The 20,829-nt window shown below is 36.2% G+C and carries 16 protein-coding genes and 2 pseudogenes; all 18 read right to left on the bottom strand.

The features are described 5' to 3' along the window. Window positions 1-112: 112 nt before the first annotated feature. Window positions 113-418: a DUF2325 domain-containing protein gene (locus K5S59_RS17780; protein ID WP_000426065.1), complete on the bottom strand. Its 306-nt coding sequence runs from the start codon at window positions 416-418 to the stop codon at window positions 113-115. After that, window positions 409-792 carry a hypothetical protein gene (locus K5S59_RS17785; protein ID WP_001237722.1) on the bottom strand — a complete coding sequence of 128 codons (384 nt, stop codon included), beginning with the start codon at window positions 790-792 and terminating at the stop codon, window positions 409-411. Before K5S59_RS17785 ends, K5S59_RS17780 begins: the two co-directional genes overlap by 10 nt. 164 nt (window positions 793-956) lie before the next feature. Then, window positions 957-1,532, bottom strand: a complete 576-nt coding sequence (locus K5S59_RS17790; protein WP_002163382.1) for a hypothetical protein — start codon at window positions 1,530-1,532, stop codon at window positions 957-959. Between the two features lie 16 nt (window positions 1,533-1,548). Then, window positions 1,549-3,756: a lysozyme family protein gene (locus tag K5S59_RS17795; RefSeq protein ID WP_000081400.1), complete on the bottom strand. Its 2,208-nt coding sequence runs from the start codon at window positions 3,754-3,756 to the stop codon at window positions 1,549-1,551. Next, complete coding sequence (locus K5S59_RS17800) at window positions 3,753-7,733, bottom strand: TrbL/VirB6 family protein (RefSeq protein WP_000884604.1); 3,981 nt, start codon at window positions 7,731-7,733, stop codon at window positions 3,753-3,755. Before K5S59_RS17800 ends, K5S59_RS17795 begins: the two co-directional genes overlap by 4 nt. A 30-nt stretch (window positions 7,734-7,763) precedes the next feature. Continuing rightward, window positions 7,764-9,863, bottom strand: coding sequence for a VirB4 family type IV secretion system protein (locus K5S59_RS17805; RefSeq protein WP_000765113.1), 2,100 nt, complete (start codon window positions 9,861-9,863; stop codon window positions 7,764-7,766). A 2-nt stretch (window positions 9,864-9,865) separates the two neighbouring features. Then, entirely contained in the window at window positions 9,866-10,780 is a 915-nt protein-coding gene (locus K5S59_RS17810) for a hypothetical protein (protein ID WP_000892015.1), read from the bottom strand. After that, window positions 10,781-11,131: a PrgI family protein gene (locus K5S59_RS17815; RefSeq protein WP_001233525.1), complete on the bottom strand. Its 351-nt coding sequence runs from the start codon at window positions 11,129-11,131 to the stop codon at window positions 10,781-10,783. 66 nt (window positions 11,132-11,197) lie between these two features. Next, window positions 11,198-11,533: a hypothetical protein gene (locus K5S59_RS17820; RefSeq protein WP_011167244.1), complete on the bottom strand. Its 336-nt coding sequence runs from the start codon at window positions 11,531-11,533 to the stop codon at window positions 11,198-11,200. 234 nt (window positions 11,534-11,767) lie between these two features. Then, on the bottom strand, window positions 11,768-11,956 hold the full coding sequence (locus tag K5S59_RS17825; RefSeq protein WP_000727317.1) for a hypothetical protein: 189 nt from the start codon (window positions 11,954-11,956) through the stop codon (window positions 11,768-11,770). 208 nt (window positions 11,957-12,164) lie between these two features. Then, entirely contained in the window at window positions 12,165-13,088 is a 924-nt protein-coding gene (locus K5S59_RS17830) for an Rpn family recombination-promoting nuclease/putative transposase (RefSeq protein WP_000118206.1), read from the bottom strand. 106 nt (window positions 13,089-13,194) lie between these two features. After that, a complete protein-coding gene (locus K5S59_RS17835; protein ID WP_000353863.1) occupies window positions 13,195-13,356 on the bottom strand; it encodes a hypothetical protein in 162 nt (53 codons plus the stop codon). A gap of 136 nt (window positions 13,357-13,492) precedes the next feature. Continuing rightward, a pseudogene (locus K5S59_RS17840) lies at window positions 13,493-14,305 on the bottom strand (DUF3854 domain-containing protein); the annotation flags it as partial. A 194-nt stretch (window positions 14,306-14,499) separates the two neighbouring features. After that, window positions 14,500-16,383, bottom strand: coding sequence for a group II intron reverse transcriptase/maturase (gene ltrA / locus K5S59_RS17845; RefSeq protein ID WP_000830948.1), 1,884 nt, complete (start codon window positions 16,381-16,383; stop codon window positions 14,500-14,502). A 753-nt stretch (window positions 16,384-17,136) separates the two neighbouring features. Next, window positions 17,137-17,649: pseudogene (locus K5S59_RS17850) on the bottom strand (hypothetical protein); the annotation flags it as partial. Next, window positions 17,639-19,414, bottom strand: a complete 1,776-nt coding sequence (locus K5S59_RS17855) for an LPD1 domain-containing protein (RefSeq protein WP_001048055.1) — start codon at window positions 19,412-19,414, stop codon at window positions 17,639-17,641. The gene K5S59_RS17855 and the pseudogene K5S59_RS17850, both read right to left, overlap by 11 nt. 112 nt (window positions 19,415-19,526) lie before the next feature. After that, complete coding sequence (locus K5S59_RS17860; RefSeq protein WP_220784073.1) at window positions 19,527-20,078, bottom strand: hypothetical protein; 552 nt, start codon at window positions 20,076-20,078, stop codon at window positions 19,527-19,529. 496 nt (window positions 20,079-20,574) lie between these two features. Next, window positions 20,575-20,736 carry a hypothetical protein gene (locus K5S59_RS17865; protein ID WP_000130909.1) on the bottom strand — a complete coding sequence of 54 codons (162 nt, stop codon included), beginning with the start codon at window positions 20,734-20,736 and terminating at the stop codon, window positions 20,575-20,577. Between the last annotated feature and the right edge of the window lie 93 nt (window positions 20,737-20,829).

The raw sequence follows: 20,829 nt of genomic DNA on the forward strand, positions 1-20,829 counted from the left end.
AACACTTTGTTCTGGTATTGATAGCATTTCGATTCCTCCAATATTAACTTTATAATTTTATATAAGGATTATATGATTATACAATCTAAATAAATCCCTATACCACTTAAACTTATGCTACTTGCAAATGCTTTAACCCAATCTCTAACGCGCCTGTTCCTCCAAAACCCTGATTAAATAAAAGCGGGACATCATACTTCTTTGCGTACTCTTTTGCTACATCAATAGACACATGACCACATGCACCTTTCTGCACTACAATAACATCACATTTTTTTATAACACTACGAAATGTTTTCTTTACACCACCATGATTTTTTCCGTCGTGAAAAATCACCTGACAATCTCTTTTTTTCGCTAACTTCTCTAATGTTCTACCATTTGAACCACCTAAAACTAGAATTGTACTCATTTCCATTCACTCTCCACATCTTTATTTTTTTTATATGTACTTGGTGATACTAATAATACAATTGTACAAATGACAATATTCAGGAATACCACACCCACTATTAATACAATTGCAAAGACTGGTAACAATAGCATGAAAATAAAACCACTTACAAGCAAGCATATGAATATAAATCCATTGCTCATGTCTTCATAACCATCTAATCCTGTTACAATATCTAAACTGTGCATCCAAACTGTGATACTATCCCAATTTGTTATCAACAGGTATCCACTACCTACTAATAAAGCCCACCCAAATATTGTCCCTAAAAGTCCCGAGCCTCTTCCAGAAGAATATCCTGCAAAATAGTTTGCTGCGGTTCCAAATAATAATCTCATTCTTTTTACCTCCACATCTATATCATTTCACTAATATATACAAATTCCATTTAACCATAACTTTATTATATCAGAAAATTAAGAATATTCAATAAATATTTTTAGGTACTCTTTATATTTTTTAATAAGGGCTGTGATTTTTATTCACAACCCTTATCTTTCAGTTAATCCACAGGAACTTCTTCTTGTCCATGCGGTATTTGTTCAATTGGTGTTACAATTTGCGCATATTGATTTACCTGAATTTTAAATTGTCGTGGTTCCAAGAAGTTTACCTGTTGTATTAAAACCTCTATATGAAATGTATCTACTTTTTTCCCGCGGTCAATTTTGGTAATACGTGCATTGTAAAACTTATCTCCATTTAGGAAATATCTTTGAACAGCTTCTGTAGCAAGCATACGTTCATTACTTGTCATTTTCATTGGTTCAATACCAAATCCAGCCTTTGTAAACAAATATGGAACATCATAACTACTATTAGAAATTTTTCGTAGTAAATCCTCTACTGTTTTTGTTTTTGCAATATATTCTTCTTCTTTTGTATCAAATCTCTTTGGTTTATCTCCAAGCATCTCGATTTCATCTTGATTTACTTGCTCTTCCTCTTGCACTTGTGATTTCAGCATATAATCATGAATGGTATTATAGGTGGCAACACCTGCCACTAGTACGATAATCCCCAATATGACCAAGTATTTACGAGGCATATTAGATAAAATGTTGATTATTTTCTGCATCTACTCTCATCCCTTATCAGTCTATAACATTACGGATTTGTGTCATATGTTGTCCTCTTGCCGTATAGTTTAGACCTGTAATTTGTACACCCTTATTATCACCAATATGAATCATTTTTTGATTCCCCATATAAATCGCAACATGCCCTGGATTTTCATAGAAAATTAGATCCCCTGGTTGCGCATGATTGATGTCTGGCACTTGTTTTCCTTGTCCGACTTGAGCACCAGTCCAATCTCCAAGTTGGACACCTATACTTGTTCTAAATACATACTGAGTAAATCCTGAGCAATCTGAAGTACCTCCTGGCGGATTACGATCCCCTAAGACATATCTCACTTTTCCTTGACCAAGCCATTTTTTCGCTTCTGCTAATACTTTTTGTCGTTTGTCATTCGTCATAATAGGAGAACCACCAGATGATAGTCCTGGATCATCATTTTTCTTAAAGAATTTCATTGGATCCGTTGGTTGGTCGTTAATACGAATTTGGAAATCTAAATGAACAGCGTAGCCATTCATATTAAGGAAACCAGTGTTTTTATCATAGTTAGAACCACCCATCTCTCCAATAATTTGTCCTTTCGTCACCATGGTTCCTTGTGCAATTGATATTTTACTCAAATGTAAGTAACGAGATACAATACCATTTCCATGGTCTACATAAACACCTAGACCTCCACCATTTACATTACCTGCTTGGACTACAATACCTGCTTCCATTGACCACACGGGGTCTCCAGCTTTTCCAGCGGTCATAGCTCCAATATCTACAGCATTATGTTGCTTTCCACCACGAACTGCATCAAATGTATCTGTAATACGCCCTGATTTCGTTGGCCATTTCCAACCTTTATCGGAAATCCATTCTCCATCTCCAGATTCTACACAACCTAAATCTTTATAATATTTCAAAACTTTGGAAACGTAAGTGTAATCTCCATAACACGCTCCAACTTTGGTTCGGAAGTTATTAGGATCAGAACAACCTGCTGGATTTTCACCAGCATGCTCCCTAGAAAACGCAATGGCTGTTTCTTCTGAATATCCACCTTTTGCTAATGCATAACTAATGAATCCAGGACCGTAATTATAACTCTGTAAGGCAAGTGCTATATCTCCATTTGCCTTTGCTAAAACATCTTTAAATTCTTGTACGCCTGCTTCAATAGAAATATTGGGGTCTTTAATACACCCTATACGAGCACTTCCTTTTAGACCTATACAATATGAACTTAAGTCTCCATAATGCCCTTCTGCAGCTTGCATCGGGTCACTTCCCTCTCCTTGTGATTCCTGCATCATTTGGGCAGCCAAAACACCAACATATTGAGCTACACCATGTTTTTCTGCCATTTCTTTAATTTTAGGAAGGTATCCTGTAACTTTGGCATTAAGGTTAACAGGTTCTCCGCCAGGGCTCACATTACCTACACACATACCACCAACAAAATTACTAGAAGGTGCCAGATGTCCATACATTCCTTCTAACATTCCTGCTGCTAGTATCTCACGCGCACGATCTTTTTGACTCTCACTAAACTTTGCAAGCTCCATCGCTTTTTCTAATCCATGAGAAGAAACTGTTACTTTTTTACTACCACTTGCATTAATTTCATCTATTTTTTTCTTAAAATCTGTATCTCCCAATATCTTTTTTACATCTGGTCCGGAATAACTTTCAGATTTGGTTTTTTGCATCTCCTTTTTCTTTTTTTCACAAGGACCATTCGGTCCTGCCTCACATACCTCTTTTTCCGTATATTCTTCATATTGGATATCCAAGAAATATGATATAGCATCATGCGGATCTTTTCCAGTCAAATCATTATCATACCGAGCCATGTCAAAAGCGACGACCTCTTTCCAGTCTACGTTTAGTGCCATTGAAATTTCCATATACTTTTTGACTTGCTCTTCTGTTTTACTCTCATCATCGGTAAATGGTACAAAAGATGCTAGAATCACACATACAGTAATAATAAGAGCCATAATGAGAGCAACAGGCAATCCTACTGCTCCCACGATAGCTCCGACAATTTTCACTATACCAGCTCTTAGCAGTTTGGCAGCAGCTTTCGCTGCCGCTCTTCCTGCTTTTCCTGCCATTTTTGCCATTTTCCCGCTTGCCTGCATCCCTTTTTTCTTAATAAAGTGAGATGTCGCATCTTTTAAAGGGTTACTTTTCTTCTGGTTATTTGGATCGTTAGGATTTTGACTCATAGACTTGTCACTCCATACTTTCCATTTTCATTATTTCTACTTCTTCGCTGTGCTAAGCGAGGGTTTGGCGCAAATGGAATCAGGTTTTGTGGGTCATGTTCTGATAAATTCAAATGTGTCTCTGTACGTACAACTTCGTCCTGTGTATGAGTTACTAGGATTTCTTCTCTCGGTTTAATACTGCTATCTTTCACTTCACAAACCCTTTCAATTCTTTGGTTTGCTTGTAATCGTGTATCTCCTTTTCCGAACGGAGAAATACGTGACACTGTACCGTCTGTAGTTGTCGCAACCATATAACTACGATCTCTTTCTACCACCATTTGCACATTCTGGTATCCCCCCTGGTCTAAATCAGACATATAGAAGTGACCATTGTCTACCTTATGACTTACCGTAAGTGGCGGTTCACTAAATACTGGTTTCTGTTGTAAAGGTCTTTGATTTTGATTTCCTATTAATTGGTTTGGATTAATATTGATAGAACGATTGATACTAATTTTCCCACCACTAGAATCTTGAATATATGCTGGTGTTGCTTTCATACCATTACGGTACTGCGTTAATTGTCCATCCGAAATATTTAAGTCTTGATATACAACTTGTCCCGAACGAATGCTACTATCACCACTACCATAACGAGATACAACTTGTGTCATTCCACTGGAATCTTTCGCTTCAATCCATGATTTATTATTTGTCGTAACAAGACGTACTGCACCTTGAGCAACTGATTGTCTTCCAGTCGCATCTGTTATTGTTGGTACCATTCCCTTAATCTCTTGAATTTCTTTTGCTTCTGTTTGAACTGCTTTATTATAAGGATTATGTTTACTTACCATACGTGCAGTAGCTTGGTAAGCACCTGCACCACCAATTACACCTGCTGCATAGCTTAATCCTTTTGTCACATTGTAATGGCGTTCTGCTGCATTACCTCCTAATGAAGTATGAACGGCAGCTGCAGTTCCACTCATCACTCTTTGTACTGCATTTCCACCAGCCTGCTGAACAGCACTAGATGCATTAAAGTATGCTTGTGATACATTTTCCATACCTTTTGTATGCACGAGATGTTTGGCACCTTCCATCATACTTACACCAATCATCTTACTTTGCTGTGTCATACGTCCCACTGCTGAAGTTGGAATCGTCATTTTCCCAGCACTTTGCGAAATATTTGCTACACTAGCTGATGCATCCGCATACGAGCGCTCAATTTCAGAAACAGACAGATTTCCAGCACGTGCCATACTCGCTTGCGTTTGCGTAGCTGCAAACACAGCTTTATTGATTGCACCACCTGTCGCAACACCGTGTGAACGAACACTTTGAATCGCACTAGTAATTCCAGAACCTACTTGTTGACTCATTGTTCCAAGACTAGCATGACTTTGTAAACCTTTCGTCAATTGCGAAGCAAAGGCATCTTTATTAATATACGATTGATTATGTAGACTCTTACCACTCGTATCTTTTGCCTGTACGGGCATCGCACCCGCTTGTACCGCTGCTTGCTGAGCGACTGCTTTAAATTCATTCCCTTTATCATTCAAGTGAGACTGCCAAGCTTCTACTTTTTGCGCTTGAGACATAGTTGGAGACAAGTTTTTCATAAAGTTTGCTTTGTTCTCTGCTGCATATCCTTGTTTAAAGGATTCTGTAGATGCTTGTACTAAATTCCCAACATTACTTACACCTTTTTGTTTCTGGTTTCCATATCCATTTGCTAAACTATGTGTTTTTACACCATTTACCGCTTTTTGAATGCCAGATACACTAGATACACCCATTGCATTTATATTTGGATTGTTTTGTAATTGTTGCGATAGCTGAGAAGCAAAAGCTTCCTTATTAGCATAGCTAGTCCCATCTTTTTGTTGCACAATCCCTGCTTGTTCTGCAGCTTTCTGTGCATGATTTTTAAACCCTTGCACTTTTTGACTCAAGTGTTTGTTCCATGCAGCCTCTTTTTCTTGTTGTGGTACATCTGCAGGGAATTGCTTCATGAATCCAGCCTTATGATCTGCTGTATATGCCTTTTTAAATGCAGCAGTGGACGCACCCACAAGTGAGTCTACTTGTCCCATATTTTGATGGCCACTCTCTAGTGTTTCTCCCTTTACTCCTTCAACCGCTTTCCCAACTTTTCCAAGTGCAAGTTGAGAAGCAAAGGCATCTTTATTTACATAAGACTTATCAAACAGGTTGTTGCCTTGCTTATCTTTCGCATCAACTGGCATTGCTCCAGCTTTTATTGCCGCTTGTTCTGCATGATTTCTAAATCCCTGAACTTTTGAGTTTAGATGGTCATTCCATTTTTTCTCTTTCTCTTCCGCTGACATATTTTCTGGTAATTGACCCATAAACGCATCTTTATGGTCTGCCTCATATCCTTTTTGGAATGCGTTAGTTGCAGCGTTAACTAAATCTCTAGCGTTTCCATATGGTGTAGCATTTTTCTTCATGTTTTGTAAATCTTGTTTTCGCTGATTTTTGAAATGAGACATTTGATCACTATTTGTTTTTGCTACTTTTTTTGCAATCTCTGCATCGGATGCACCAGGGAATGCTTGTTTTAAACGGCTCGCAACTGCAGAATCAGGATTATCCGCTTTCCAATTTTCAAAATCTTTCGTAGCTAAGTCTTGTGCAATATCTTCATCTGTTAACTCTGGATATTGTTCTCCATTTAACCCTTTATACGTATCTAGACCTTTCTTCACACTAGAACCAATATGCTTCCCAGCACTAGTAACTCCTTCAAGTCCAGCTGCCAATGTTCTTCCTGTTACTGCACCAGGAACTCCACCTGCTTTACTTCCAGCAAATGTTCCTACTGCCATTCCTTCTGGTCCAAGTCCTGCACCCATTGCTAACCCCGCGAGTCCGCCCGTTGCTTTTCCAACCATGCTTCCAATTTGACCTGCTTTTAACATACGAGCTGCACGAGATGTTGTACCTACATCTGTCCCTAAATTGGCTCCCAACGCGTTTTTAGGGTTATCAGCATCTTCTTTTTTATCTTCCTCGCCTTCTTTTCTAGCTTTTGTCTTCTCTTTATTACTACGATGGTCATCACGTATCCCTTTAACGATACCTGCCATACTTGCTAAGGCTCCCATTCCAAGCATCGTACCTGCTCTATTTACCGCTCCCGCCGTATTTGTACTTAAACCAATGAACCCTTTTACAATTTCACCTATAGGAATAAACATAGCAAATAAGATTAATTTAATAATGGTATTATCTGATTTGCCTACTAGTACAAAAATCAACCATATAGTAATCGCATGGATACCTTGGATGAGTACTGTACCAACAAATTCACGCATCCAATATAGAGTTTGTTGTTTCTTTTGAGGAAATAACCACATACCAACCATAATCGGTCCCATTAACATCAAGATATAAAGAGATACCGCTCGCATTAAATAGAAGAAGTTTGCCCAAAGTGACAGTCCAACTTCAATCAACATCGCAAAAATTTGAAATAAATAATCATCCTTATTTTTATCCATAGACAATTCAGTAATTGTCTGACCTGGTTTAAAAACATCTAGTGATTGTTCTCCTATTGCTCTTTTAAACTCCGATGCTACCCAAGTATTAATATCAAATATAATGTTATAGAAGAAATCTAAATGCCATATACAAATAGAAACAATCATTAAATCCTTCGCATATTCAATGATATATGTTCGATTTGTTGGATTAATGGCAGCAGCTGAATACTTTGCACCAGCAATTACAGCACTGACTAAGACTAAAAAGGCTGCAAATTTAAACATGACTGGTAATCCCGTATTTAATACACTCCCAGCTGTGTCGTCTTTAAATAAAAAATTTAATTTTGCACTATCCCCACCAAAAATTAAATCGGGGATAGTATCAATTAATTTATAGATTGGAGAAAGAAAGGTCTTGACCATAGAAACAATTAAGCCGCCGACCCATCCTATTATCTTATCAAGCATAATTTCACCTTCCTTTTCAAAGGTACGCTATTATCCTGCGTACCCTTGTACTTTCTTCATATTATTTAAAAGTTCTTGCAGTACAGCTTCATTGGATTCAATGAACATCATTTCTTTATCTGATGGATCTGTTTGAATCCAAACTGAACTATCTCCTATGCGGAAAATCCCTTCACCTTTCCCTGGATTGTTGAGAATAATGTCAAGCTCCCCAGCAGTTAAGTTAAAGTTCTCTTGGATTTTTTTCTTATCAATCTTATTTTGCTCTAAGAAGAAATAAGAGAAAGTAGATTGCAAGATACCACGCGCTTTCACATTTTCTAAAATACGAACAAAGTCCTGACTTGCCCAACACATACCAGCATTTCTTTTACGTGAACGACGTGCTACTTTTTCTAAGAAGTTAACAGTTTGTTCATAGTCGATAAACTGCCACATCTCATCCACATATAACACTTTTCGTTTGATAGCGTGTTCTGGACTCTTAATCCAATGCTCCCAAATATAGTTCAGGATAACGTGGAAGGCGATCGGCTTTAAGAAGCCCTCTTCTAAATGACTAATATTAAAGTTAACAACACGTGATTCGTTTAACTGTGTTTCTACACCGCGTCCAAAATTACTTTGTCCATCAAATAATGGTTTTGAGCCATCACGTAAAAACGGACGAATCGCAGCAATTAACTCTTCTGCTTTCACATCGTCTCCATGGTTTTCCACTATCACATCATAAATTTCTTTTAACTCTGGCTCCGGCTTTCTCACTTGAGACTGAATTAATTGTCCATCCACCTTCTTTACTTCATCCGTATATAAAGATGAAGGGTGAGAAGTAATACCATGTTTACTGAATACTTCACGAATCGCATCTTCTAACATTGTGCGCTGGAATACATTTAATCCTGGTTGATCAAAATCTTGTCCGCGAATAATAATGTCAAAGAATCCTAGTATTTCATTAATTTTCTCTAAAATAGGCACAAATCTTACATACTTCACGCCATCACGCTCTACGAGTTCTTTCTTGTCATATTGTTCAAGCGCTTCTAGCTCTTCATCTTTATCCGTAATCTGAAGTTCTGTTACTGCAATTGCACAAGGATTAATAATGATATTACTTTCAGGTGAAATATTTAAGTTAATACCACCTAATCGTTTGGTGATTTTTACGAATTCCCCCTCTGGATCTATGATCATCGCATGTGTATCTGCAAGTGATGTTTCACGAGCTAGCTTCATTTTTAAAAGTAAACTTTTACCGGAACCTGAAATCCCTGTCACACCAATGTTATAGTTTGGTGGACGATAATCTGCGTTACCAAATGAATTTAAAAATTCTACTTGGCCAGTAATTTTGTTCTTTCCTATTGGTATACCACCGTTAAATCTTCCGGATCCTGATACAAAGGGAGCAAATGTACATAGAGCACGTCTATCGATATTTCGATATGTATCTTGCAGAGTATTTGGTGCACCTAGTGGCATAACCGCTTTCAAACCACTCTTCACACGATTCCAGGTACTCGCTATTTTAAAGTGAGATGCTTGCATTTCATCTTCAATATACTCACATAAAACATCTAATTCTTTCTTTGAGTCAGCATACGCAACGGCCATGGTACTTACCATATAGGAGTCATTCTCATTAAATTGAATTTCATCCATTAGATTGTTTGTATCCTGAATTTTTGCATCTAAGTCTTTTTCTTGGTCAATATTTCCGCGTGTACGTTGGAAAGAAAGGTTCGAACGTAACATCGTCAGCTGCATATCTAACGATCGCATCGCTTTTGCTTTTGGCTCTTTATGAATATCAATCATGACATCAACCTCTCCAGCTGAAGTTAACATGTTCAGCCAATTGGTCTGCATCATACGAGGGTATCCATCACGTGGAATATAAAATGGACGGAAGAAAGTATTACTTCCTAATGACTGCTTAATTACCCCATAGTCTTCTGCATCAATTTTCATTCCTTCTGGGGCAATGACATCAAATACAGTTGTTTGATTGTCTAATTGAGGCGGAACTTCTTCTTGTTCGTACTCTTCCTCATCTAGTTCCAATTCATCATTCTTTTCAGCTTCTAATTTCTTTTTTTCTTTTTTCTTCTTTCCAAACAATTTCATACTTATGCCACCCCATTATTTGATTTTTCAGCTTTTTCTTCTGCTAGAACTTTCTTCATTAACTCTAGTTTTCTCTCATTTGTTTCACCTGTTGAATATAGAGAGAAGTTTTCATTTTCAATTAAATCTTGGAAACGTGCTTTCACCGCTTTACGACGGTTAAATGCTACGTATAAGAGTTCTATTAATTTATCTTTCGTTAACATTTCTACACTAATTTTTGCTTTCGATAGTAGATTTCGGGAAGCATTATAGCGACGATATAATTCGTTAAATGCTTTATCTACAATCTTTTCTTCCAATTCTTCCTCTGTATCAGCTGTAATCGTACTAATATCCACTTTGTATGGATAAATTAAATATCGCTTTTGTTCATATCGAGGTTGCGAACGTTGCCAGTACTCTAGGTTGTCGATAACTTCTTGCCCATAAAGTACTGTCTCTGGTGTAAGGTCCTTCGCACCTTTCATTGTTTCTGTCATTTTTCGTACAGGATCTGTTAAATCTACAAACTTACTTTGGATATATACCTTTGTATTAAACTCTAATGTGGTTAACCATGATTCAATTTTGATATCAATCGCTTCTTGTTCCGCATTGGAAAGAAGGTAATAGTTTACTGGGTGTGCCTCTGCAATTAGGACAAACGTATCATCATGATAACGAATCATATGATTTTCAACTTCCTTAATGTCTTCTACAAAAGCACTAAAGAAGTCCACATTATCCTCATCAATTTCCTCTGTAGCAGGCGTATTCTTTTTATTTTTCTTTCCATTTTTTTCAGCAGTACGTTTCTCTACCCCGCCCTGACTTTTCCCCTTTTTCTTAAAGCCAAACATTGGTTTTCCATTCATTTTCCGATAAAAGAAAAACCCTACAATGGCTACCACCGCAAAATATATCATTTCTAACATCTATAAATTCTCCTTTACCCATGTAATTGGCTCGTATCCTTTTCTCCACTTACCTTTTTCAGAACGGCTTCGCATTTTGATAAGTAAATATTTATCTAAATACATGTGTTGTTTTTCTTTATAAATAAAAGCAAACGTTATTACAACTACTACTGTTGGTATTGCTAAAATTAAGCAAATAAAAAATGCTACTGCCGCATTAAAAGGTGCAAATAGCCGCCATAAGAATGGCACATATAAATAAAGGGATGCTCCTCCACCCAATAGATAAATCAATTGGCGTTTGCTCAGCACACCTAATAGTGTTTTTTGTTCCGAAGTCATATCAACAGGAACGGTTACTTTTCTCATTTTATTTCCTCCCTTGTATAAGAGAAGCTCTCCCCAAATAGAGGAGAGCTTTTGCAAACTCTTATGTTAAATTTTTGTAACCCAAGAAGCGATGTCGTATGCTTTGATCATGACAAAGCCTCCAATTGCCGCACAAGCTAAACCAATCATAGCTTGTGTACGGTTTTCAGGGTTTTTACCTTGTGCACCAGATAATTTAATAGCTGCAAATACCACGCAAGCTGCTACCCAAATACCCCCAAAACCAATTAGTGTTGTTACAAGGGTATTCATGCTTTTTTGTACAGTGGTAGCATCTGTACCACTGGTGTGCCCAGTAATACCTTTCTCAAAACTAGTTTTTGCCAGTAGAAAATCTCCTACTGATGTTGTCATAAGTTTTGCAGACAACCAATTCAACATAATTCCTGCACCTCCGGGTGTTTTTTGCTCGCAAAACGCAAAAAGACCCCAATACACGCACACGTCCCCTAAGGACATGGCGCATATTGAGGTCTTCTCTTATATGCGAACTGATTATTTTTTTATTTTATTGTTAAATCTTATTACATTTATATTATAGCAATACGATTTTAAAAAAACAAGCCTTATTTACACCTAAAAAATAAAATTGGACTTTTCGTGTTCCGTTTTATTTCATTTCTTTTTATCCTCTTTGTTTGGATCGTACCATACCATTTGAATTTGAAAAATATCACTGTCCTTAAGACCCAAAACATTCATTTCCTCTTTCAATGAGCGCCATGGTTCTATTTTTATAGATTTTGTACTTTTGTCTCTAAGCGTATACACATGTACATAATATGCTTCTTTTTTCTTTTTCATAATACAAATAACTTCCCCTTATATTCTTTATATTTTTTTAATAACAGAATAATTGAGTATGTAAAAATTACACACTTCAAATAGCATTTCCTCTTGTTACTTTCATAACTATTCCCCCTTCCTTCACATCTATTCACTTACTTTCATTAAATCAAAAAAACAGGTAATCGTGTGTACCCACAATTACCTGTTTTTTTATCATTTATATCTACCTTTTATTTCTTATAATTTCATTAACCTCTTCAACACTTAATTCTGCAACTTTTGCAATTTGTTCTATAGGTAATCCTATTTTAAACATATTTTCAATCATCTCTATCTTAGTTGCAATTTTAGTTTCTTCTGTAGCTATTTCTGCAGCTTTTTTCGCAGCCCTTTCTTCTGCTGTCTCTATTTCTGATATTCTATCTTTTATTGCTTTTTCTCTAGCCTCATATAAGCGTAAAAAATCCTTATCGCTACTTAAACGCTCCCAATCCTCTATTGCTTTTTTCAAAACTGGATCTTTTTCCATTGCTATCGCCTCCAGGATTGTTGTTAATCTCTCATCCTCATGCGCAGGAAATAATAGTAACCAACGCGCTAAAGAATCTTCCCACGGATCCATTCGTTTTCCTTGCCATTCTTGAATCACTTTTGGAATTTCAAGAAAATGCAACTGCATATTTTCGGTAATGATACGTTTAGATTTTTTGTTCATCACAGTATTAATACTATGAAACTCCTGTTCTTCTGGAAATAGAATGAAATCCACTATATTAATACAAATGGTTGGTCTTAATTCTGTATATTTCATCCCTTGAGTCATTTGAGAATAATACATACCTGACCAATAGAACAAAGAACGTTCTATCATATCTTTTTTGTCTCGAACTTGAATCTCTATATTAATTTTTATACCACTATTTAGCGTAGCTCGCAAATCTAAAATAGACAATTTATCATCCTTCTGCTCTCTTGGAAGATGCGGATCATCTAAGTGCAAAGATGTAATTTCTTCATCAATAGATGATTGTAGTACCGCGTTAAGAAACCCAATTAATATATCTTCATTTCCTTCTACTCCAAACAAACGCTTAAAAGCATAATCAACTCGTAAATTTACTAGATTCTTTTTTACATATACACTCATGTTTTCCCTCTACCTTTCTCGTTTTAAAATTGTATATAAGAGCATAAAAAAAGATAGAATTACAATTCTATCTTTTTCTCCTCTATTTTCCTACCAAATATGGCTACTAGTTACTTACTATATAAGAAATATCCTCTTCACACATATTTGTCGCATTTGCAATTGTCGTGATAGAAACTCCCTCATTATAAAATCGTTGAATGAGTTCCATTCTTTCTTGTTCCCTCGCTTTTTTATCTACGTCCATTAATTGTTGCATAATATCCATATACTTAATACACACCTTTCTTTTATATAAAGTCCCCTAGTTAAACTGTTACGTGTATTGTTAAAAGAAATTTTTACACTAATACTGCTACTTTGTTGTAAAATGTACAACTTTCTTTTAAGTTCACAACGATTTTTTATATTGTGCGAAAAACTGGCTTGAAAGAAGCTTGCATCGCATCATCTAAACCTTTCCCTTGTGCTGGGTTCCATGCTGCAATAATTACGTTATAGCCCTCTTTCTTTAACTCTGTCGCAAAAGCAATTAAGGCGGCTCTTACTTTTTCATTCTCTACTAAGTCAGCATCGAATGCTAAGTATACATTTTCTACGCCCATATCTTTTAATACTGGCATAACGATTCTCCATGCATTTACACCCGGAATCGCAAGAACTGTTGTCCCTACTTTAGCTATTTCTTCTTTATTTAGTCTTTGAGGAAGTAAATCGGCAATCAAATCCGCCTTCATCGGCCCTTCTGTAATCATTACTGATTTTGTTTTGTGCAGCGTACCAGACTTCCAATGTTTCAAATGTGAGCTTGGTACTGCTACATGTACAGGAAGTGGATTTTCACTACCTCCCGCACCGGTTCCTTCATTTTTATTTGCTGAAGAGATCCATAAGTATTTTTGACCTTTATGTATCTTTACAACAACTTTTTCCCCGCCGATTAATAATTCTTTATTTTTCCCTATTTCTAGTTTTCCTTCATAGATACAATCACCGTTTTTCGTTATTTTCACAATATTAGGCTGTTGTAGTAGTTCGGCTTGTATACCTGTAGGTCCAGATTTCACATGAACAGAGTTCTTTACTTCATCTACACGTACTTGCCAACCAACAATTTGATTATATTGGTTTCGGAATGGAATCATAATTCCTGGAAAACCTGCCATTAAACGAAGAGAAAGTTGTCCTTTCTTCATTTCATAAAATGTGACGCATCCCAAAGGATATTTCCCTCTGGGGTAGCGCCTACCCATTTCGGGTGCGATAGGTAAATCTTTGATGTTATCTCCAATTTTTCCCCCGCCCCACACCGTGCGTGCGACTTTCACCGCACACGGCGTTCCATCGACTGTTTAATGTCTTTGTGTTTCCTCAATCTAAAGGTTTATTACTTTTGTTAATGTTTTGTTTGTCAATTGATTTCTAACATTTCATTTTTCGCTTGTTTTCTAAGTTTATTTAGCTTAATGAGTTGTCCTTCGTTTAGCTTCAACTTCTCCATTAGACCTCCGATCACATCAGGCGATGTTGCATGGATTAATGTGTGTACATCTCTACATATTAGGATTAGGTTCTTATAACTATCATCTTGCGTATATTTCCAAGGTGTTTTATGGTGACATTGCATGTCTGATAGTATTAGTTCCTCGGAAGTAATTGCACATTTGCCATGTTGGGCTACAAATAGAGAGATTCGGTTGTCATTATATTCAACAGTTGCTCGTTGACTAATGACAGGGTGTTCTCTTAACCATTGTATTTTCCATTCAGGCACTGCAGATTGATTTTTATGTATCAATTCTCTACCTTGTGGTGTATACTTATTGATTTTTGTATCCTTATTTTTGGGGCTTTTGTGCTTGATATACGCTAGTGGTAGAATAGGAATATCATTTAGATATCGAACCATTGCTGATTTCATGTATCTTTTAATTCCTTTATCTTTCCCTTTGTACTTCCCTTTCCTATTAACATGTAATCTGTTGTAAATCCTTATATTTAGGTGTTTATGGATGCTTGCTAAATCCCTATTAACCTCGGTCGCAATCTCATAGTAATTATGTGTGCCAATTACCATAGAGTTGTAGCGAACAATAGCTTTATTCTTTAGTCCCTCATTTTTACTTCTTTGAATTACAGCGATTTGATCTTCAAATTGTTTTTGGATTTTCTTTTTGGTTTTGTTTGATATGTGTGTTCTTGCAATTAACTTACTTCCCTTTTTTACCATTTTGATTTCAAAACCAAGAAATTCACTACTTTCCTTACGGAGATTTGTGATTTTTGACTTTTCCTTCGAAATTGGTAGTTTTAGGCGTTCTTGCAACCACATCTCACATGCTTTAAAGATTTTTTGTGCATTCGATTTCGTAGCGGTGAAGATTTTGAAGTCATCTGCATATCGAACAATATACATTTCTTTCAAAGCCGTTGTTTTGCGCATTTTACTGTAATGTGGGTACTTGTCAACATGTCCGCCCTTTTTAATGGTTAATGACAATTCCTTTAACAACCTGTCTTCCCATTGATTTGTTATCCACCAATCGAATTCATTTAGATTGATATTGGCTAATAATGGACTTAATATTCCACCTTGTGGTGTACCTTTGTTTGGATATTGCATTTCACCATTGGGCAGTACTATTGGGGCTTTTAACATTTTTCGGATGATTACAAGAAGTTGTTTATCTCGTATTCCCATAGTCCATAGTTGACGCATGAGTTTTTTGTGATTAACTTCATCGAAAAATCCTTGTATGTCTACATTAACTACATATTGCATATGACTTCGATTCACCCGCAAGGTTGCATCTGCCATAGCTGTTTCAGGGCTTCGATTTGGACGGAAACCGTGACTGTGTTTGTTGAATTTTGCCTCGCATATAGGTTCAAGTACTTGTTTTATACATTGTTGCGCAATTCTATCCCACATTGATGGAATTCCGAGTGGTCTCGTTTTCCCATTAGGCTTTGGTATCTCTACGCGTCGCACTTTTCGTGGGGTATAGTTAGAAAATCTTTTTTGAACAATTTTGATGAAATCTTCTTGACTGAGTTTCTCAACATCCTTGATAGTAACTCCATCAATACCCTCTGTGATACTTCCTGAATTGCGTTTAATATTTCTAAACGCTAAAAGAATATTACTTTCAGAGGTTATGACTTTCATTAACTGCTTGAAGTTTCCTCCATTTAGACTTTTGGCATATAACTCGTCTTGTGATTCCTGCATACCGTAGTATTCAGAATGTCTAAGCGAGTTATCCTTTAGTCCCTCTTTTCTAGACCTTTTCATGTTTTATCACGCTCCAATCTTGGCTCGTGACCTTTTAAGTCATACGAGAATTCCATGAGCGATTGAGGTTATATGACTTTTAAAGAGTCGACTTGTGGCTATTGCTCCAGTTCCATTACAGAACCTTCTTTGCTCCTACCACTACTCTCACTAATGTTAAAAGAAGTTCCCTCGGTATACCGTTTCCTCCTTACTGTTTCATAGAGTTTGCGCTCTCCACATCATTAGCTTTCGACGTTCCCTTAACTTTATCAATTTTAGACTTAGATGCTTCCTTTAAGCCGATGCCCTATCCAATGCCTGTAACATTGCATGGTGGTTTTTCCAGGCTATAACGTATCCACCACTGGACATAGAAACTTTCGTTTCCCATACCATTTCTGGTATGCGAATATTCGACCCGTACATTCGGAAGTTCGTCAGAATACCATTTTATTCATTCTCACCATATCTAATTTTTTGTGACCCCCACCCTATCAACTACGGGACTCACCTCTGAGATCCTTTTCGGTTGCCTGTTAAAATAGGTACTTCGGTAATTTTTCAGATGACTTCACCGAGCTTCAGACCCCTTCTTATGTCGCAAAACTAGAAGGCGCATGTCGGAGTATTAGGGGAAGCGTTTCAAGACGTTACTCTATCATTCCACTTCTCAAGTTAAGAGTTCTACAATCTTAATTCGTTGTGGGTGTTATTTACATTTCAACGTTTCAAGATGGTGCGTAATCTTTTCAATTACGAACGTCTCGCACAGCCAGGTATTCCCTTCCAACAATCTTTTTTGCCAATTTGTTTAAATAACTTTTCCCAAATAGTTGTGTACGTATTATCATCTTCCAACACAATTTGTTGCTTTAAAAAAGAACGATATTGACGTATCTGTACTTCTTCTTCAGTCATTTTTCTATCTTGTAGTAAATGTATATGGTGCTTCTCCTCTAACGGCAAAAATCCGATTAAATTACGATTAAATGCATCTAATTCTTCGTTACTACGCTTACTATGCCCCTTTACCACATCTACATCTGGTAATTGGTATTGCTTCTTACCATTTAGATAATGGATATAACTTGGATTACTTGAATTTTTACCGTATACCCACTTACTTTCCACACGGGTACATGCTACTTTCTCCTGTGAAACATGCAGCATACAGTTTCCAATACCATTACAGATTGGGCATGGAACACGATAAAATTCCCACCAACTTCCTCTTGGATGTGCAGTTGTTAAACGAAATTGTCCTTTTTGTATGTTATAATTCATCATTTCCCACTCCTTGTATACTATTTATTATATATGGAACAGCTACTTCCATTAAACTCTTTATACTTCTATTTAGATGTTCTCTTTGTTCTCCTAACGGATATACAAAAGAATATGTATCACAAACTAAATAATCGTTTCTATGTTCTTGATCTAGCAAAGCTGATTCTACATATGCTTCAAATGCTCTAGCAAACATCTCATGATTCGTAGACCAATACTTTTTGGTTCTCTTCTTATCTAACTTAATGGCTGTATCAAAGTATATAGACCCTTTCACTTGATAGGATATTTCAACAAGTTTTTCGCCAGTTTTTTTATAATGATATGCAGCTAACATTTGTGCGGTTTTCTCGAATTCTTTTTCAATTTTACGCTCCATACGCGTTTTTGTAGCTCCTGATAAAGTATCAAGCTTCCTACACAAACTAGCATGATGTGATTCTAAAATATTTGAAAGATTTCCTTTAAACACATCATAACTATCGATAACACCACCATAGAAATACCACTTTCTACTGTAGGCATTTTCCACGTTGATTACTCTGGCCACTTTTCCTTGTTTACAAGCATCTAACACAGCTTGTATCTTTTCCTTGATAATAGCAGGCAAGATATTCCCAATACTCTTCCCATTTGATAAGAAAGCAAGAGTACCATTTTGAAAATCATGACTACAATCATATAAGAAATGATCCAATGCATGTCCCCATTCATGACACAATGCCCCGACTCCATTATCACGAGTTAAATTAATGACTTTGGTAGAAGGTTCATAATGTGCTAATGCATTGCCGCTTCCTCTCGCACCAATCGCAAGTCCTAAGCGTCCTCCTAACCCTATATACTCAGGTGGAATTCCCAATATACGAGCTAAATCATGCAATGCTTCAGATACATGCCCAATATGCTCTTTTGCATATTGTTCGGTGCAATAATGACCAAATTGCATCCCCTTCAACCCAAACATAGCAACTACGTCTTCAGGTTTGGTAGCAATTTCTACTCCTGGCCCTTTTCTTTGCAGGGTATCTGGCAGTTTCCTACTCCAAGCAGCTGCGGATTTCTTACGAGTTGTAACCTTTTTCGTAAGTAAATCATTCCATGTTAGTTCATGTGATACACGAAGATACGTAGAATTAATACTTTTTGAATTTGTGCAAAGTGATATGAATTTCTTTCCTAATATCAATAATTCCATACCATCTGCATCAACAAACTCATCAAAATATTCCTCTACCATTCTTTTAAATGTGAATGTTACATTCTTATTTTTTCTAAATGCAGACCAACCATTGCTCATTTCCATACCATAAGAAACAACAAGATCTACCCATTGTTCTGAGGTATGTACTGACTGTATATCATTCCATATTCTTCTACATGCCTGAACATATAGTTTCCTTGCAGTCGGTGTATCTACAATTGGCTTCTTATTAATTCTGCCCACTAGCAGTTGCTTTAACTTTGCAACACGTGGCAGGACATCATTTTCTTTTTCATATTCAAAAGAGAATGGAATTAATGCGTTTCGATCCAATGCATTTAGCGCCTCTACTGGAGATTCTTTTTCAATTTCAGCTAAAATTTCTAAAGAAAATGATACTAAAAATGATTCTTTTAAAGCTCGTATCTCTTTCTTTGCTCCCGCTAATTTCTCACCTACATCATAACTGTATCGATTGCGAACTTGTTTATCTGTTCTCACATCCTGTACCATTATGTCTTCTCCTACCTCTAAACCAAAAAGTTCAAATAAATTCATACTAAAATCCTCCTGAATAAAATAAAAGACAGAAATTCATAGTTATTTTTCACTACGGATTTCTGTCATTCCCTCTGTCTGTAGACTTTCATATAGTTATGTAAATCACTCATTACGATACACTCACACCTGTTAAAGAGAATAGATCCTCTTTTGTCGGATTTAGTGCTTGTAACCAGCTATCTACCTCCAGAAAGTTTACTTTTTTTAATTGTTCACCTTTTTCCGCACGTTTAACCACCTCTAAACTTCCATGCTGATGCACAATCATTACAAGATCATCTTTCTTAAAAATACAATCTACATCTGCAGAATTTATGTGGTGGTTACGTAGAATTGGTTTCCATTTCTTAAGTGAATAACCTTCTACATCTAAAAAACCGCGGATAGCAGTAAAGCAAAAACTCGTCCCTCTAAAACATCTTTCCAATAAAAAAAGGAAATCCCGTACACATCCATTAAAATGAACATGATACAAATAGATTTCCCCTGCTTGTTTTGCTGCTCGCTGTGACAAGTTTGATGGTTTAATGGAAAATTGATAACAATCTCGTTCCCAAAATGCTCCTTCTTTTGTAACTCTCATTCGTAATGCACGTAAACTTGGAATAAGTTCATCTGGATGCGCAGAACAAAATAAAGATACTTCATAACTGATATTCATAAATAAATCCCCCTAAATAATAATTTTTGCCCAGTGTAATAATGGGTTCTAACAATCAAACAGACTTGAAAACAACACAAAAAGGGCTTCTTCAAGTCGATTAAAAATGTGCATAGCAAAATAAGCTATATAAACACTAATCGGCTCAAAGAAGCCCTTTCATAAATGAAACAAGACGCAACTTGCTTCTACAACTCAACCACAACACAAAAAAGGTGTGGGAATAAACGGAATCAATTAAACAATAAATATAGTTATATATTAATTAATTTATTAAGTATTAGCAAGTATCATCATATATATTTATATTATCATTGAGCTTATTATTTTTCATTTTATTGAAATTATGTATAATTAAAGTATCCTACACGAGATATTGAGTCATATCTCATCGTCATTTTAAAAGACCTCCATTTTATATGGAGGTCTTTTTTTAGGGGATAAATAAATAACTACTAATTTTCCACGGCAGGAAATTCCCCCTACACATTCTCTATTAATATCCACCCATTTTAATTACTAACATAGTCATAAACATACTAAACATGAGGCTTTTTAAGTACTTATTTTCATCTTTTGCTACAAAAATAGCTAAACAGCAGAATAAAGCCCATCCTAACCAAAATAGCATTCCTAAAATCATTGGTAAATCAGTCAATTAAATCTACTCCTTCGAATGTTTTATCTATTACATTATTTAATATATTCATTTTGACTTCATATTTTAAGACCAAAATAAAAAAGACAGAAG

Source organism: Bacillus sp. BML-BC051 (assembly GCF_019656175.1).
Lineage (GTDB): Bacteria > Bacillota > Bacilli > Bacillales > Bacillaceae_G > Bacillus_A > Bacillus_A mobilis.

Excerpts from the sequence above, each read along its gene's own strand:
- K5S59_RS17785 (WP_001237722.1), bottom strand. The coding sequence starts at position 792 with ATGAGATTATTATTTGGAACCGCAGCAAACTATTTTGCAGGATATTCT.
- K5S59_RS17805 (WP_000765113.1), bottom strand. The coding sequence starts at position 9,863 with ATGAAATTGTTTGGAAAGAAGAAAAAAGAAAAAAAGAAATTAGAAGCT.
- K5S59_RS17800 (WP_000884604.1), bottom strand. The coding sequence starts at position 7,733 with ATGCTTGATAAGATAATAGGATGGGTCGGCGGCTTAATTGTTTCTATG.
- K5S59_RS17835 (WP_000353863.1), bottom strand. The coding sequence starts at position 13,356 with ATGGATATTATGCAACAATTAATGGACGTAGATAAAAAAGCGAGGGAA.
- K5S59_RS17820 (WP_011167244.1), bottom strand. The coding sequence starts at position 11,533 with ATGTTGAATTGGTTGTCTGCAAAACTTATGACAACATCAGTAGGAGAT.
- K5S59_RS17780 (WP_000426065.1), bottom strand. The coding sequence starts at position 418 with ATGGAAATGAGTACAATTCTAGTTTTAGGTGGTTCAAATGGTAGAACA.
- K5S59_RS17830 (WP_000118206.1), bottom strand. The coding sequence starts at position 13,088 with ATGAGTGTATATGTAAAAAAGAATCTAGTAAATTTACGAGTTGATTAT.
- K5S59_RS17810 (WP_000892015.1), bottom strand. The coding sequence starts at position 10,780 with ATGTTAGAAATGATATATTTTGCGGTGGTAGCCATTGTAGGGTTTTTC.
- K5S59_RS17855 (WP_001048055.1), bottom strand. The coding sequence starts at position 19,414 with ATGAATTTATTTGAACTTTTTGGTTTAGAGGTAGGAGAAGACATAATG.
- K5S59_RS17795 (WP_000081400.1), bottom strand. The coding sequence starts at position 3,756 with ATGAGTCAAAATCCTAACGATCCAAATAACCAGAAGAAAAGTAACCCT.
- ltrA (WP_000830948.1), bottom strand. The coding sequence starts at position 16,383 with ATGAAAAGGTCTAGAAAAGAGGGACTAAAGGATAACTCGCTTAGACAT.
- K5S59_RS17825 (WP_000727317.1), bottom strand. The coding sequence starts at position 11,956 with ATGAAAAAGAAAAAAGAAGCATATTATGTACATGTGTATACGCTTAGA.
- K5S59_RS17815 (WP_001233525.1), bottom strand. The coding sequence starts at position 11,131 with ATGAGAAAAGTAACCGTTCCTGTTGATATGACTTCGGAACAAAAAACA.
- K5S59_RS17860 (WP_220784073.1), bottom strand. The coding sequence starts at position 20,078 with ATGAATATCAGTTATGAAGTATCTTTATTTTGTTCTGCGCATCCAGAT.
- K5S59_RS17790 (WP_002163382.1), bottom strand. The coding sequence starts at position 1,532 with ATGCAGAAAATAATCAACATTTTATCTAATATGCCTCGTAAATACTTG.